Raw genomic sequence first — 15,523 nt, forward strand, 5'->3', positions numbered from 1 at the left:
GCAGCATTCAGCGACATGCCTGCAATGTACTCCATGGATGCACATGCGGGAAAACCAGCCATTCAGGCCCTCGGGGTTGTACGACCGTGTTGCGGACAAAGCTGCCGATAAGTCATTTTGTCGGGATGTGTGACAACGGCCCATTGCGGACATTTAGGACGGAATTCAAATGCTGCGGTGGCATACCGGTCTGCGGACATCCGCAACAGTGGCGCAAGCTCTTCATTGTTCACTGATTCCGCCAAGCCACGTTCGTGTCGCTTCAAGCCCCTTGCGCAAGATAGAAAACATCTGCTCAATTTCACTTTCGCTGATGATAAGGGGCGGTGAAAGAACACACATGTTTATAATAGGTCGAACTAATAATCCACGTTTTTGGCATTCTATATCGATCTGGCCGCCAATCTCGTAGTCGCATCCCAGATCACTCCGGGGATCACCATCGACTGAGCATTGTACGCATCCCATCAACCCCATCCCGCGCACATCGGCAACGATATCAATCTGTCGCAAATGCTGCAGCTGATCCTGAAAAACCGGAGCGACCTTTTGAACGTGTTCGAGAAGTTTTTCCCGCTCTATGATCTCAATGCTCTTCAAACCCGCAGCCGCGCTAACCGGATGACCAGAATAGGTGTAGCCATTTGAGAAGGTCGCATCTTTTCCTCCAACGTCTGCGATCAATCGGTCAGAGATAACCGCGGCACCCATCGGCGCATACCCAGATGTCATTCCTTTGGCACAAGTGATTATGTCAGGCTGAATGCCGAAAACAGCATCTGACGAAAACCAATGGCCCAATCGCCCAAATGCCGTCACCACTTCGTCGGAGATATATAGAACATCATACTTCTTGCAGATGTTTAGGCAGCCTTTGTGGTATCCATTCGGCGGCACGATCACGCCGCCAGATGCCAGAACCGGTTCGGCGATAAAAGCGGCAACGTTTTCGGGGCCAAGAGCTACAATGGCGTTTTCAAGATCGGAAATTTTCTCCTTTAGAAAACTCTCGTCGCTTTGACCAGGTGAACGGTAGAGCGGATTCACGTCGGGCAGGAAATGTGCGAGGTCATCCGCCTTGTCTAGCCAAAGCCTGTCACGCTCTTTTCCACTGACGCTGGCCGCCAGATAAGTGCTTCCGTGATAGGCTTTTTGCCTTGAAATGATCTTCTTTTTCTCGGGCCGACCCAAAAGGTTGTTTCGAAAGTGGACAAAGCGGATGGCCGTATCCACCGCAGTCGAACCGCCGGTGGTAAAAAAGACATTGTTCAAGTCGCCCGGCGCACGTTTGGCGATTTCGCGTGCGAACAGCGCGGCAGTTGAGTTGGCGTTGTTGAAGGGAGAGAAATAGGCGAGGTTTCGAGCCTGCTCAGCCATGGCCTCGGCCATCTCCTCTCGCCCATAACCGATCTGAGTGCACCACATCCCGCCTGGTCCGTCGATCAAGCGTTCGCCTATTTCGTTAACCACATGGATGCCGCTGGCACCTTCGATAAAAGTGCGGTCGCTTTTGCCCAAAGTTGCCATTCCTTCCCACGGGTGCAGGAAATGGTCGTTGTCCCAGTGCTTGGCGTTAGAGTTATCCACGGCGGGCCATGCTTTCTGCGCTCATCACAATTGGGAACTCTTCGCGCACCTGAGCGTCTGAGGCGCCGAAGTAGTTGGGGAAATGGCTGTCGAGAATGGAATTGGCCTTGTCACGGGCGCGGTCCAATAGATCAGTTTTGCCTTCGTTTTCCCATGTATCTGTACGCTCACGATCCATGAGCCGCGGGTAGACAAATTCGGTGTTCATATAGTTCAGCGTGTGAGGGTTACCGAGGAAATGACCTGGGTCGATGGCACACTGGTGGATCACATCTACCGCCATGGTTTCATCCGTGACCTCTATCCCGCGCAACGATCGCAGGATCATACCACCCGCTTCGTCATCGATGACCATACTTTCAAAGCTGCATCCCATCAGGCTACCCATCATACCGCCGAACTCGCACAAACGATTGGCACCGGCATGGGCGGCAAGCGTGAAGGTCAGTGCTTTTTCCAACCCGTATTGCGCGTCGGGTATTTTTGCATCGGTCATGCCTGCGCCAACGGATGTGGGAAGGCCGTAGAAATTGCCCATCTGAATGGCTGCCGCCCCGATGAGAGCCTGTTCACCGCTGCCGCCGGTGAACGATCCGCTACGCAGGTCTGTGATGAAGGGCCAGGCGGCAAAGCAGACCGGACAGCCCGGTGTGATGAGGTTTACAATGGCAACACAGGCCAGCGTTTCGGCCACGGTTTGCACCAGTGTTCCCGCAAGCGTCGCGGGGGCTGTGGCCCCGGCCTGAGGAGGCACGGCCAGATCGACAGTTAGACCAAGTTTGGCAGTATCAATCAGGATTTCCATGTTCTCCTTGCCGATCCGCAAGGGGGAAACCATTGGGCAGCCGCCAAATATGACGCTTGGCTTCTTCATGAAAGCCCCTTCACCACCGTGAGCCCAATCAAACATGCGGATGGCATGCGGGATATGGCTGCGGTCGCGAAAGGTCAGACAGGCAGGCTTTTGGCTGCCTGCGAGCATCGCATATATGGTGTTCATGTCGTGAGCGAAATCATCGGTCACGTCGGTGGCCAAAACTGTGTCGCCCAGCATATGGATGTTGTCCAAGCGGTCCACTAGTCGGGTGAAATCATAAACGTCGCGCAGAACCGATGGACGATAGGACTTGGTCTCGGAATCGAAGGTTGTGACGGCGGTGCCAGAGTTGGCGAAATAGACACTCTCGGCCGAGCAATGCATGTCGTCTTTGCCTGCACGCTCACCGCGGGCATAGACATAAAACTCTCTGGCGGCAGCCGCCAGGATGTCTTCCATAAGGGCGCGGGGGAAGCACAGCCTATCGAGGTCATTCAAAACTGCGCCTTTGGGAAGCACCAGATCAAGCAATTCCGGGAAATGGTCGGTAACGCCCGTGTTTTCCACAACGGTTAAGGCCGCTTGATGGATGTTCTCCATATCTGCTTGGGTCAGCGGTTTATAGCGGCCGCCACTTAGGCCTCCACGTACGGCCTCATTGCCCGTGGTAGCCTGTTGAACCTTGATGCGCGCGGCGCGTCCGCCGCCGCCGCGACGGCGTGATTTTGCCTCAGCCATGACCGGACATCCTTTGTTCTGGGTCCGGGCTGATCATGTTGAAATAGAAATCGTAGAAGTCCTGGATCGAGGTTTCCATCTCGCCCAAGGGGCCCGGTTGGAAGTATTGAGAATTTACGCCGGACTGGTTGTGGCGAATGATGCGTTCGTCATCCAAAGATGTGACATGCCAAAGCCAGGTCAGGTCTTCTTTGTCGTAGTCTTCGCCTTCTTCGGCGTCAGCGCGAACCAGCCAGACCACCTGAATGTCGGTTTCCTGTAAGCCTCGTGGAATGAAGCGGTAGCCGACCATGTGATCCGAATAAATCAGGAACCAATTCAACGGACCAATATCAAAGTCAGTTGCGCCACCGTCGAAGCCTTTGAGCGTTCCAAGCAATGGTGCAAGTGCCTCGCCCGATTGGCTGCCGGTTTTGTAGCCTTGGTAAAGCGGATAGCGACGATAGTACCCGCTGGTAAATGGGGTCAGCGCAGCGTCGCCGACAAGAGTCAATTCATTGGGTGACAGCCCGGCTTCTACAGCCCTAGCCTTTAGCGGTTCGACCAAACCAGCCATGTCTTGCGGTGATTTCAAGCTATGGGAGCGAGAATACTCTTTGTGAGCTGGCCCGCAGTGGTAGCATTCAAGGTAGTTCTCAACCGCTAGTTTCCAATTCGCGGGAACAGGAAATGACGCGGTATGCGCTACTTTCAAATCGTTCAGGCCATAGGGTTCGACGAGTGGCTCAAGTTTGCTGAGGACAGGATCAAGTGATGGGGTGTTTGCATCGGCACAGACAAAGATCAGGCCCTTGAAGACACTCACCTGAACGGGAAGAAGCCCAAACTTTGACGGGTCGAATTGTTCCCCCATATTGTGACTTGCACGAAGTTTTCCTGATAGCTCATATGTCCATGCGTGGTAGGGGCAAACAAGAACGCGGGCGTTGCCGGATTGTTCAGTGCAGACGCGAGATCCGCGATGGCGGCAGACATTCAAATGAGCACGAATGTCGCCACCGCGGTCGCGAACAACGATAATGCTCTCCGGGCCATAGTCTAACAGGAAGTAGTCACCGGGGCTTGGGATTTGACTGACGTGACCTGCCCAAAGCCAGTTGCGGTTCCAGACCCGGGCGATGTCATAGTTATAGATGTCTTGGGAGGTATAGAATTCGCGCGGCAGGGCGTGGCCGTACTGGTGCGAGGCTATCAGCGCATCCAACTCAAACGGTCGGCTGTTCATCTCGTTTCCTCCAAATCGATTATCTCGCGGCGAAACCAATCCTGGTCTGCTTCTGCCTTGGGGCGTTCAAAATCACGGGCCGCGCGGTGGCCCGCGAAGACTGCGTCGACGATCAGCCCTGGAGAAGCGGCATCGCCAATAAGTTCGACGGTTTTCAACCTGAGCCCGCGCAAGCTGTCATATAGCGTCGTCTCACGCTGACGTTCAGTGACCAGAATTGTCGAGGCACATGGAATATCCATTTCGCGACCAGTAAAGGCACAACCGATGCGGGCCATGTCACCTTGAACCGCCGTCAGCACCTGATTGCAACGAATGTCGATACCAAGCTCCATCAGACGGGCCTGAATGCGAGGCTGCTCCAAAGTATTGATGGAGTAAGCTGAAACCAAATTCTCCGGCGTGACAAAGACCACCTGGTATCCTGCCGTCGCCAGTTTTTCGGCGATCACTCCTGCCAGATAGATATGATCGTCATCATAGATCATGACCGGGCCATCAGGCGGTAGAACACCATTCATTATGTCATCAGGCGTCAGCACATTGGCGCTTTGCTCGATCTGTGGCACATGGCGCTGGGTGTTACGGCCCATGCCGTCGGTTCGCCAAAGGCTGCCGGTGGCCACAAAGACGTGTTCGACGCCCAGCTCTGCCACTTGATCGCCATCAAGCCTGCTGTCAGTGAAAAGCTGAACGTTGCCGCGTTGCTTTAAATCATGCAGACGATAGTCGACGACGCGGGACCAAGCTGCGAGGCCGGGAAGTTTGCTTTCCTTCGTAACCCGCCCGCCCAATTCGGCTGACGCTTCGGCCAAGGTCACCTGATATCCTCGCCTTGCCAACTGCATGGCGCATTCAAGACCGGCAGGGCCACCGCCAACAACCAAAGTATCCGCGTTGCTCTTTTTCGGCGCGATGATCTCGGGGTGCCAACCGCGTCGCCATTCCTCACCCATCGTAGGGTTTTGAGTGCATCGGATCGGGATACCCAGATTGTCCGACGACACGCAGATATTGCAGCCGATGCATTCGCGGATTTCGTCGATCCTGCCTTCCCCGATCTTTTTTGGTATGAAAGGGTCCGCAATGGATGGCCGCGCGGCACCGATAAGGTCGACAATTCCTTTTTTGACCATCGACAGCATCACGTCGGGGGATGTCAGGCGACCGACACCAACCACAGGTTTTTGGGTGATCTGTTTAACGTGGGACAGAAACGCGTTCTGATATCCGTCCTCTGGCTGAAAACGAGTCGTGGCACTGTCATTGGACCAGTCAGCCACATTCACATCCCATAGGTCAGGAAGATCGGCCAAAAGCTCGACAACGGCGCGGCCTTCTTCTGCTACCTGCATGCCCCCGGCACCCATCATCTCATCAATAGCAAAACGGAACGCCACAGCGCAGCTGTCGCCCACGGTTTCGTGAGTGTCTTCCAGCAGTTCACGTGTCAGACGCACGCGATTTTCGAGCGACCCACCATATTCATCGCTACGCTGGTTCATATGCGGCAGCATGAAATGTTGCGCCAATGTCATGTTGTGCCCGGCATACACATAAATGATGTCAAATCCGGCATCTTTCGCGCGCAAGGCGGCCTCGCGGTGCCAACGGCGAAATTCCCGAATGTCGGCTTTATCCATAGCCCGCGCCTGCTTGGGGTGTGTAGTGTCGACAGACATTTCGGAAGGTGCAAGAACCGGGGCGCGGGTAAGCAGGTTTTGCGCATGATTGCCGTTATGAACCAGCTGGATAGCCGCCAGCGCACCATGTGCATGCACTGCGTCTGTCATCAGCCGCAACGCGGGCACATCGCGCGCGTCCCATAGCCGCCCTTCGGCGTAAGGAGAAAGGTCAGAAGTCGGGTGAATCTCGGTCTCCTGATTGGAAACCACCGCCCACCCGCCTTCGGCCTTCATTCCACGAACGGCAGCATCCGCCCTTGGTCGGAGGTGCCCCAGCCCGGTGCAATGAGGCACCTGATAGAAGCGGTTCCTGGCAGTGACTGGCCCGATCTGAACCGGTTCCAAGAGCATAGCATATGGGTTCGCGTCTGACATGTTCACGCGTTTTCCTGTGTTTGTGTTCCAGGGCTGGTTGGCCCCGGAGATACTGTTGAATCAGAAGCCGGCTTTGATCCGTTCAAACTCCGCCAGCATTTTTGCCTCAAGCTCGGGGTTCACCGCATCAAAGAACAAACTGCCCTCGAAGAAGCTTTTTGGATCGGAGAAACCATAGGCTTCGATGTTGGCCTGATCGGCAACTTCGAACGCTTTTGCGTTCGAATGCGGGTAGCCCCAGTTGTCGATGATGTACTGACCGCTGGCCGGGTCGGTAAGCGCGTTCAACAGATCATAGACCTGATCGACCGGTGTCGTGGATGATTTCAGATGCACGTAGCCGCACGCCCAGGTCGCGATACCCTTGTCGACGTCTCGCATCATCGCGGCAGGCACCTCATTCCAGATCAGGTTTAGTTCTGACTGGTTCCAGGCCCAACCGAATTCGATCTCGCCGCTGGTCATGGCCTGGTCAAACTGACCTGCGTCGGACCAGTAAAAGCGCATGTTCGGGTGGATCGAGCGCAAGAAGTCAGACGCTTCCTTGAACTGCTCATCGCTCAAGTTGGTGTAGTCGTCAGCATTTCCAGTAGCCAGCGCCGCTAACGCATAAGCAGATGATGCGGCATCCGGGATAGCGATCTTACCGGCATAGGCCGGGTCGGCCAGCAATTGCAGTGAGATATCGTCCCCCGAGATCTTGTCGGTGCGATAGATAAGGCCCGTGTTCCCCCATTCGAACGGCAACATGTAAAGCTGGCCGTCCAGAACGATGGCGTCGACCTCCTTGATCTCGGGCAGCACATCCGCCCAATTGGTCAGCTTGCTTTCGTCCAGCGGCTGAATCAGATCGGCTGCGACCCATTTTCTGACCGCGTCGGAACAAGGATGCGCTAAATCAGCTGTAAATCCGGAGCTTAGCTTGGTAAAGGCTTCTTCCTGGCTACCGAAATAGGAATAGCTCGGTGCTTCATTCCCGTATTTTTCCATGTAGCTGGCAAAGAATCCCGGGTCTTCATATCCCGACCAGTCAAATACCGTCAGATCAGCTCCACCGGCGCTGGCGCTTCCTGTACTTATTGCCGTCGCACATGCGAAGGCCGCAATTCCCTGAAGTTTCAATTTTTTTCCTCCCATTGTCTTATTCTGTGTCAGTGCCAAGATCGATCACGCTGGCGCTTTGGACTCCCAGCCAAACTGCGTCGCCGCGATTGAAATCAACCGTGTGAAAGTAGTTCGGAACCGAGACCGAGATCGGCTTGTCGGTTTCCGCAACCTGAATGTGGTAGTGAATGTTCTCGCCATAGAAGGCGACGTTGCTGACTTTGCCCTGAACAGTTGATGGATAGTCTTCGGGTTTTTCAGAGGTGATTTCCAATTGTTCGGGTCGAATACCGATGTTCATATCTCGGGCGCTGGTTGCGACGTTGGGGTTTTTTTCAATCTCCATTTGGCCAAAGGCCTTCGCGTCGATTGAAAGCGTATCGCCATTTTCCTCAAGCAACTGGGCAGGCAAAATGTTCATCTCACCGATGAAACTGGCAACCTGCTGATCGCAGGGCCGGGCGTAAAGCGTTGTTGGCGTATCCACCTGCTTTAGCCGCCCATTGAACATCACGCCAATACGGTCAGACATTGTCATCGCCTCGTATTGGTCGTGTGTGACCATCACAAAGGTGATACCCAGCGATTGCTGCAGATTACGCATTTCAAATTGCATCTGCTCGCGCAGCTTCTTGTCCAAGGCCGACAAGGGCTCATCCAGCAACAATACTTTGGGTCGCATGATCAGCGCACGGGCGAGCGCCACCCTTTGCCGCTGCCCGCCTGACAGCTCACTTGCGCCGCGATCCTCAAGACCGCCCAGCTCGACCATTTCCAAGGCTTCGGCCACACGCTGGTCGATTTCGGCCTTGGGGGCCTTGCCACGTAATCCATAAGCCACGTTGTTTCCAACATTCAGGTGCGGGAAGATGGCGTAGCTCTGAAAAACCATGTTCGTCGGGCGGTTGTTGGCAGGCACACCATCCATATCCTGACCGTCGATCAGTACGGTGCCTTTGGTCGGCTCTTGGAAACCAGCGATCATCCGCAATACCGTGGTTTTGCCGCATCCCGATGGGCCGAGGAGTGAGAAAAACTCGCCTTCCTTGAGATCGAGGTCGATCCCGCTAGCCGCAAGAAAAGTGCCATAGCGTTTCTCGACGCCCCTGAGTTCGATGATGTTTTTTTCTGTCATTGGACCCCTGATGCGGATGAGCGGCGCCGGAAATACTCGGCCAGCACCAAAAGTAGAACCGATGAAAGCAGCAGGATAGAGCCTAAGGCCAAAACGTTTGGAAGCTTGGCGGGGAAACGAATCTGGCTCCAGATGTAGACTGGCAAGGTTGGTTGGTTGCCGGACAGGAAAAAGGCGAGCACGAACTCGTCGAAGCTGACTGTGAAAGTGACCAGCAAACTTGCGACGATACCCGGGGAAACGACCGGAAGCGTCACGCGGCGGAAGGTGTCGAACACGCCGACACCTAGATCGTATGATGCTTCCTCCAGCGACGCATCGAAGTCATCAAACGCAGACTTCAGGATCGAGACGGAAAACGGCAGCGCAAGAAATGTATGACCCAGAACGACGGTCAGCAAAGACGGCTTAAGACCGATAAACAAAAACAGAACCAGCATTGAAGAAGCGACGATAATGCCCGGTATAACCAAAGGCAGCATCACCAGGCCTTCGGCAGCACGCTGACCCCGAAAACGGTACCGAACAAAGGCGCGGGCGGCGAACAATCCCATAGCGGTAGAAAGAAGTGCCACGACGGTGCCGACGCCAAGCGAATTCCAAAGGGCCTGGATCAAGGTATCCTGTTCGCCCAGCTTCCGATACCAGTCCAGCGTCCAGCCCTTGATGGGAAAGGCAACGATTGTGCCGCTGTTGAATGAAAACAAGGGCAGAAAAAGGACCGGCAGGTAAAGAAAAACCAAATACAGAAAGGCGTAGGCTGTCAGGGTCGAAGGGCGTCTCATCTTATCCGCCTCCCTAGCCGGGTGGCGGTAATTACAAACACTATAGCGACAAAGCCAACCGATAGCATCGCGATCAGTGAAAGGGTGGCGCCGAGTGGCCAGTTGTTGGCGGCCCCGAACTGCACCTGAATAAGGTTGGCGATCATCTTTCCATCCGACCCGCCAACCAGTGCCGGGGTCACATAGTCACCTACCGTGGGAATAAATATGATCAGACAAGCAGCAATGATCCCCGGGATGGTTAGTGGCAGCGTCACCCGCATGAAGCGTTGAAAAGGGCTGTTACCGAGGTCGGTGGCGGCTTCTAGTAAGCTCGGATCGATCTTCTGCAATGAGACATAGATCGGCAGGATCGCAAATGGCGCCCAAGCATGGGCAAGCGTCAGCACGACTGCAAATTCATTGTAGAGAAGGAAGTCGAGCGGTTCGTCGATCAGACCAAGCATCAGCAGTGCAGAATTCATTACGCCGTTGAACCCCAGGATGAGTTTCCACGCAAATACACGCAGGAGGTAGCTAGACCAGAATGGAATGGTGATGAGCAGAAGCCAGATGGTCTTTTTTCGGGCCTTCATCGCGATGAAATAAGCGATGGGATATGCCAGTGCGACAGTAACTGCTGTAACTGCTCCGGCAATCCAGATCGACCTTAGCATTAAGTGTCTAACCAGAGGATCAGCAAACGCGTCGCTATAGTTTTTTAGTGTCGGCGTCTTGTCGAGCGTTACGTAGGTTTGCGTCCAGAACGAATAGGCGATCAGGATCAACAACGGAGCCGCCACCAGAAAGCCCACATAAGCCGTGGCTGGTGCGCTGAGGGTATAGCCCCGGGATGCTTCGCTACGAAAGATTACCCAAACTCCCATCCGGATTTTCACGAGTCACTAATGGACGATCGTCCATTAAATGTTGCGCCAGAACGGTCTTTCGTGTCAATCTTCCTGTGAGAAAGACTTGAGTGATGCTATCAAGGAAATGGAATTATTGAATAAAGTAGAAAACGTTAGAGGAAGAAAACGTGGCTCGAAACGTGATCCAGATGCCAGTAAGCAACTTCTGATCAAGGCGACTCTGGACTCTATCGCGGATATTGGAGTCACCGAGACGACGGTCAGCTGCATCTGCGAGCGTTCTGGTTTGTCACGCGGAATGATCCATTTGCATTTCGGCGGGAAGGACAATTTGCTGACGGCAGCAGCCCAGCATTTCAGTGCCCAATATTATTCCGAGATGGACAAAATGACCGATCTGGGCTCGGATGCATCGCCCGAAGACCGAGTGATGGCTGTGATCGAGGCGGATCTGTCCGAAGCACTGCTCAATCCAAGAAGTACAAAAATCTGGCATGCATTTCGCGGCATCGCGAGCTCACACCCAGGCATTGCCCGCTACAGCAGCACTCAGGATCAAAAACTTGTCGAGACATTGCGGCTTGCGTTTAAGGAGATAGCTCAAAAAAACGAGCGTGACCCAAACTTGGTGGACGATGCCACTGCCGGAACGCTGGCTTTGCTGGAAGGTATGTGGGTCAATTACCTAACAGATATGCAGGGTTTTTCACGACGACGCTCTGTTGATCTTATCAGACGTTTCTTGTGCGGACTTTTCCCCGAAAAATTTTAATTGTGAGATTTCGGGACGCTCAGATTTGAGACAGAAAAACAGCATGTTCTTGGAAAGCCGACTGCTGGTATTGGCGAATTCCCTGGCGTCTAAATGCAACACCCCCGTGCATTGGACGAAATCCAACGCCCGCTTTCCCCCGAAGAAAGGTTTCCATTGCACGTGCAGCGAAAGACCGCTTTCCGCCCAAAACGACAAATGCTGCGCCCGTAGCCTAAGTCGCCTTTGGGCTCTTTCCCGGCATTCTCTGCAATCGACCTAAAGGTCCGCTTTGGCGCCCACAAATATGGAAAACCCGATGCATCGAATAGAGTGGGGCCTCTGCGACCTAACAATTGCGGCGTTCCCTGGATCCACATACGTGTTGTTGCAGGAACTCGGCCTGCCGCTCAATATGATCTACCTTTCATAAAGCGTAAATATGATCTGCGGATCATACGGCATGAAAGGCAGCCGCCCGACGTCGCACGCCGGCAACAATGGCTTCCGCCAATGGTTGTGGAAACTCATCCGGCAGGTCGGCTAGTGTTTTGTCCAGGGCGGGTTCAAGCTCTGTCGCGACGTTCGACAAGACCTCTTCCGCCAGCGCCACACCAAAACCTGCCGCCTTCGCAGCCTGCAGGAAATGACGCGGCACGACCTCGTTCATCCGGTAGTGCCCGTCGACCGCCATCGCGAGGCGCATCCGGTTCTGGCGAATTTGACCGTCATCCACGGCTTTCTGGGCGCTCAGCACATCATAAAGCGGGGTCATGCGGAAACCTCCGGGGCGCAATGCGATGCTGAAATTCTTCGCATGCCCGTCCGTCGCTCCCAGGAGCCAAAACAGCACCTGCGCACGGAAGAACGCGCGTTGATCCGCCTCGGGGTTATCACTGCCGTTTAACAGCCCGATCCCTTCAGTGATCCCTGGCCCGCCATCCATTTGATATTTCTGGCTAGGTGGAACTGTGAGCGCCTGACAAAAATCCTCCTGCGGCAGGCGGATCAATCGGCCATCCTTGGTCCAGCGCCGATCAAACCGCGTCACGACAAGGCTTCGCACGTCTTCGAAGTCGGCAATCTCGACCTCCGCCACATCCATGCCCATGGCGCGGCAAAAGCTCATGCAGAAATACTCGTTCTCGACGCTGTCGGACAAGTCGATCCCCGCTGGCAGGACGCCAAGCTGGGTCTTGAGGATATGGGTCGTTGGGGTGAGCCCCGATGGACGGAACCACGCGCCCTCGTGGCGTAGCAGCGCCGTTTTCTCCTGCGCCCCTGCGATAGAAATGCGGAAGTCGTCTTCCTCGTCTAAGCCAAGGGGGGCACTTGCGAGATTGCGCAGCATATCGGCAATCTGTCGCTCGGAAACGGGCTCTCCCTCGAGTGTGCCGTCCTCGGGGATCTCTCCCGAAACGAACTGCAAGGCCCCTACGCAATCGCGCCCGATCTTCTCCAGCATGTGCCATGCTTCTGTGCCTCCAGCACGCACCCTAGCGGCGACACGTTCACGTATCGCCTGATTGTCCGGCAGCAGGTTTTCCAGGTAGGCAATCACAGGGCCGCCTTGGTGCGCCTCTTCGCGCAAAGGCAGGGACAGCGAGATGGGCATGGCGTGCTCCCACGCCAACCAGTCCGGATCATAGGTAAAGCCGATCGCGCCCGAACCCGCGAGACGCAAGGCTCCCACCAGTCTTCCATTCAGAAGCACTTGCATCGTGCCGCTACGCCCGCGTTTGGCCATCAGAAGATATCCTCGATCTCAAGCGAGCCACCGCGCTCCACCAATCGGAACTCAAGCCCAAGTGCCGCCATAACAGCGAGCACTGTGGCGAGCTTGGTTCCTGCGTCGCCATTCTCGAGCGACGAAATCGTCGCGACGCGCAAATTCGTGCGCGCGCTGATATCGCTTTGGGTCCAGCCGCGCGCTTTGCGCGTCCGGCGGAGTGCCTCGCCGATCTGCTCGGCCGTTCGTGCTGTGAGGTCCATGATGTGGCTCCTTTTACGGCGTAGCGTAAATCAAAGCAACTTACGCTGCAACGTAAATATCTACTTTTTACGCCATGGCGTAACAATCGAGTCGCACTTATGCCTGCAGCCCCGCAGCGCGCACCTGCTCAGGCGTCACCAGCTTTGACGCGATCAAATCCTCGATCTGCCGATTGGTGATATGGCGGCACAGGGGATGGCGCTCGTAGATCCACTCGGCGAGGCTCGCGCGACCTTTGGCTTCGGCTTCTCGCGCCTTCTCGCGGTCGGCCTGGATCTGGGCCAGTCCCTTCTCCCACCGGCGCATCTTGAACCAGTTGTCCGAGAAACAGACCTTGCTGCGCGTATAGCCCTCGCTTTCCTTGGCATAGGCTTTGACCGCCTGCAGCAGATCATCGGGCTCTACCCCGGCCTTCACGGCCGCTGCGATCAAACGCAGACTGGTCCGCCGGTCTCGGATCCTGTCTTCGGGATAGGCCGCCAAGATCTTCTCAGATTCCAGATCTTCAACCTCCTCCGCCGCCTCGCGCCTGCGCGTAGGTGGTTTATGGATGGTTTTAGGATGGTTTGGGGTCCACTGTGAACCCCGTACCCCGTTCACCGTGGACCCCGTACCGGGTCCAGGCTGGACGGGGTTCACAGTGACCCCCGTCTCAATGTCGGGCTCAGCCGTGGGTTCAAGCGCGGCCACGCGTTCCAGAACGATGCGGTAAATGACGGTGTAGCCGTTCTTGCACTGCCGCTGCCCCGTCTCGATCAGAATGCCTTCCCGCAGAAAGTCGATGATGGTGCGCTTTACCGTGCTCTCGCTAAGCTCTGTGTGGCGCTGGATCGTTCCCTTTGAGCACCAGATGCCCGAGCCGTCATCGCTCGCTTTGTCGGCCAGGAACATGATGATCTGCTTGCGCGCGGCGCTGCCGAAGCGACGCTCTGCGCATTCGTTTGCAACCGCCCAACTCATCAAATTATCCCAAGGTTAGAAACGATTTTGTGAGCATTCTGAATCGCAAAGAGCGTTGAAACTTTCGCTTTTTGTTCACTTTTTGTCAGGGGGTGTTTTGCACCCATAAGCCGTTGTTTTCGCTGCCTGTCTTTATGGATTGCAAATCCGTGTACACCGGTTCGATTCCGGTACTCGCCTCCATTTAATTTCAGGTACTTAGCCGAATTCCAGAAGCTATACGCGAATTTCAAACACGGATATTTGAAACAACAGCGCTGAGCCACCCCTGTGGCTAGTATCCTCAACGCAAGCGCGTTGGCGAAAAAATCGAGGCGACTGCCTTATCTTGAGAGGACAATCAAGAAACCAAGACACAGACTTCTTAAGCAGTTTCTCAGCATCGCTGCCGTTGAGCGAGAGACAGTCTAATGTCAGGTATGCAGGACTTTCCTGACCTTCGCGGCGCATCGTACCAAGGTCAGCTTCCAAGAGATAGAGCTGTTTTTGGACCCTCTGTGTGCAGCCTCCGCTGCCATGATTGCGAATATCAATACGCCAACTCGACGGATGGCGAAACTGAGCTTTCAAGCTACAAAGTCGGGTGTCCGCCGCCTGCTGCCAATTATCTTACCCAAGAACCGGTTCCCGCTTTTTTTCGAGCGGGTCCGTATATGTAAGGGGGGGATCAAGACGCACGACACGTGACGGACACGGCGCATAGCCGAGAGTATCCGGAACACGAAGGCGCCGGTTTTGCGTGGCCTGCAGCCCTTACCACTCCGAGATTCGGACGTTCCGATATGATACCGAGACGTTGTCGGTGTCAGGGATATTCTTGGCACCGAAGAGGCCATATCTGAACTGAATCTCGCCGCCCTCGGCCATATTGGGTCTGCCAGATGAGTCGGCAATAACCTTTCCATCACATTCGACCACAAACACACCGGGCGTTTTATCCTTGAGGGATTTGCGCGGCGTAGAATCGTATTGGATGCGCACAGAGACCTTGTGCCAGTCACCGAAATCGTCCGCAGAGATGCAGTCGCGTGCTCGGAAGGTGTAGCCATCATTATTCAGTTCGAAACCATAAAGCATATCGGCGCCCGTTTCGAATTGGCCGACGGTCAAACGTGCGTTGAGTGCATTGTAGCTGAAATCCTCCGGAATGAAGATCTCCCACTCGTACATACGCCGGTCTCCGGCGCCAGATGACGATGTTTCGAAGTACTCGATCCTGTTTCGGGAGCGGCCACAATCTGAGGTGTTGCGTTGTAACTCGTCAGAAAAATATTCACGATCGCTGCACTCGCCAGGAAGAAGCCGGAAACTCTCACTTCCGTCCGCATGGCGAACAGGGGCATCTGCACGAGGTGTGGTCAAATCGAAACTCTCGGCAACAGCCGAGTTGGCGAGAAGCAATGCAATTGAAATTGCAAGAATGCGCGGCGGCAGGCCCGCACGTGCAGTTCGCATTAGAAGATGGTTCGCTGTTTTCGTCACACGTTTCATCAAGTATCCTCGTTCGTGGGAGCGGA

The 15,523-nt window shown here is 55.0% G+C and carries 13 protein-coding genes; 1 reads left to right on the plus strand and 12 read right to left on the minus strand.

Features of this window, described 5'->3' with window-relative positions; all coding sequences use genetic code 11:
* Positions 1-222: 222 nt before the first annotated feature.
* The 8 genes from AC2FF7_RS14355 to AC2FF7_RS14390 are packed head-to-tail and all read right to left on the minus strand — an operon-like array spanning position 223 to position 10,317.
* Positions 223-1,527, minus strand: coding sequence for an aminotransferase class III-fold pyridoxal phosphate-dependent enzyme (locus AC2FF7_RS14355; protein WP_234899391.1), 1,305 nt, complete (start codon positions 1,525-1,527; stop codon positions 223-225).
* Positions 1,528-1,579: 52 nt separating this feature from the next.
* Positions 1,580-3,142, minus strand: coding sequence for a trimethylamine methyltransferase family protein (locus AC2FF7_RS14360; protein WP_496905821.1), 1,563 nt, complete (start codon positions 3,140-3,142; stop codon positions 1,580-1,582).
* On the minus strand, positions 3,135-4,367 hold the full coding sequence (locus tag AC2FF7_RS14365; protein ID WP_496905822.1) for an aromatic ring-hydroxylating oxygenase subunit alpha: 1,233 nt from the start codon (positions 4,365-4,367) through the stop codon (positions 3,135-3,137). Before AC2FF7_RS14365 ends, AC2FF7_RS14360 begins: the two co-directional genes overlap by 8 nt.
* Positions 4,364-6,427, minus strand: coding sequence for an oxidoreductase (locus AC2FF7_RS14370; protein WP_496905823.1), 2,064 nt, complete (start codon positions 6,425-6,427; stop codon positions 4,364-4,366). Before AC2FF7_RS14370 ends, AC2FF7_RS14365 begins: the two co-directional genes overlap by 4 nt.
* 60 nt (positions 6,428-6,487) lie before the next feature.
* Positions 6,488-7,549 (minus strand): extracellular solute-binding protein, encoded by a 1,062-nt coding sequence (locus AC2FF7_RS14375; RefSeq protein WP_234899375.1) that lies wholly within the window; start codon positions 7,547-7,549, stop codon positions 6,488-6,490.
* 19 nt (positions 7,550-7,568) lie between these two features.
* Positions 7,569-8,666, minus strand: coding sequence for an ABC transporter ATP-binding protein (locus tag AC2FF7_RS14380; RefSeq protein ID WP_170752059.1), 1,098 nt, complete (start codon positions 8,664-8,666; stop codon positions 7,569-7,571).
* Positions 8,663-9,451 (minus strand): ABC transporter permease, encoded by a 789-nt coding sequence (locus AC2FF7_RS14385; protein ID WP_170752062.1) that lies wholly within the window; start codon positions 9,449-9,451, stop codon positions 8,663-8,665. Before AC2FF7_RS14385 ends, AC2FF7_RS14380 begins: the two co-directional genes overlap by 4 nt.
* A complete protein-coding gene (locus tag AC2FF7_RS14390; RefSeq protein ID WP_170549885.1) occupies positions 9,448-10,317 on the minus strand; it encodes an ABC transporter permease in 870 nt (289 codons plus the stop codon). Before AC2FF7_RS14390 ends, AC2FF7_RS14385 begins: the two co-directional genes overlap by 4 nt.
* Before the next feature lie 88 nt (positions 10,318-10,405).
* Between AC2FF7_RS14390 and AC2FF7_RS14395 the strand changes: the two genes are divergently transcribed.
* On the plus strand, positions 10,406-11,074 hold the full coding sequence (locus AC2FF7_RS14395; RefSeq protein ID WP_496905824.1) for a TetR family transcriptional regulator C-terminal domain-containing protein: 669 nt from the start codon (positions 10,406-10,408) through the stop codon (positions 11,072-11,074).
* 433 nt (positions 11,075-11,507) lie between these two features.
* Here the strand turns inward: AC2FF7_RS14395 and AC2FF7_RS14400 are convergent, their stop codons facing one another.
* From AC2FF7_RS14400 to AC2FF7_RS14415, 4 genes are all read right to left on the minus strand, one after another.
* Positions 11,508-12,800, minus strand: a complete 1,293-nt coding sequence (locus AC2FF7_RS14400; RefSeq protein WP_496905825.1) for a type II toxin-antitoxin system HipA family toxin — start codon at positions 12,798-12,800, stop codon at positions 11,508-11,510.
* Positions 12,800-13,045 (minus strand): helix-turn-helix domain-containing protein, encoded by a 246-nt coding sequence (locus AC2FF7_RS14405; protein ID WP_036560649.1) that lies wholly within the window; start codon positions 13,043-13,045, stop codon positions 12,800-12,802. The genes AC2FF7_RS14400 and AC2FF7_RS14405 overlap by 1 nt, the downstream gene beginning before the upstream one ends.
* Positions 13,046-13,142: 97 nt before the next feature.
* Positions 13,143-14,006, minus strand: coding sequence for a hypothetical protein (locus tag AC2FF7_RS14410; protein WP_496905826.1), 864 nt, complete (start codon positions 14,004-14,006; stop codon positions 13,143-13,145).
* Positions 14,007-14,759: 753 nt separating this feature from the next.
* Positions 14,760-15,497 carry a polysaccharide lyase family protein gene (locus AC2FF7_RS14415; protein ID WP_010443840.1) on the minus strand — a complete coding sequence of 246 codons (738 nt, stop codon included), beginning with the start codon at positions 15,495-15,497 and terminating at the stop codon, positions 14,760-14,762.
* Positions 15,498-15,523 lie beyond the last annotated feature (26 nt).

The sequence above is a fragment of the Ruegeria sp. YTSC325 genome (assembly GCF_059609525.1).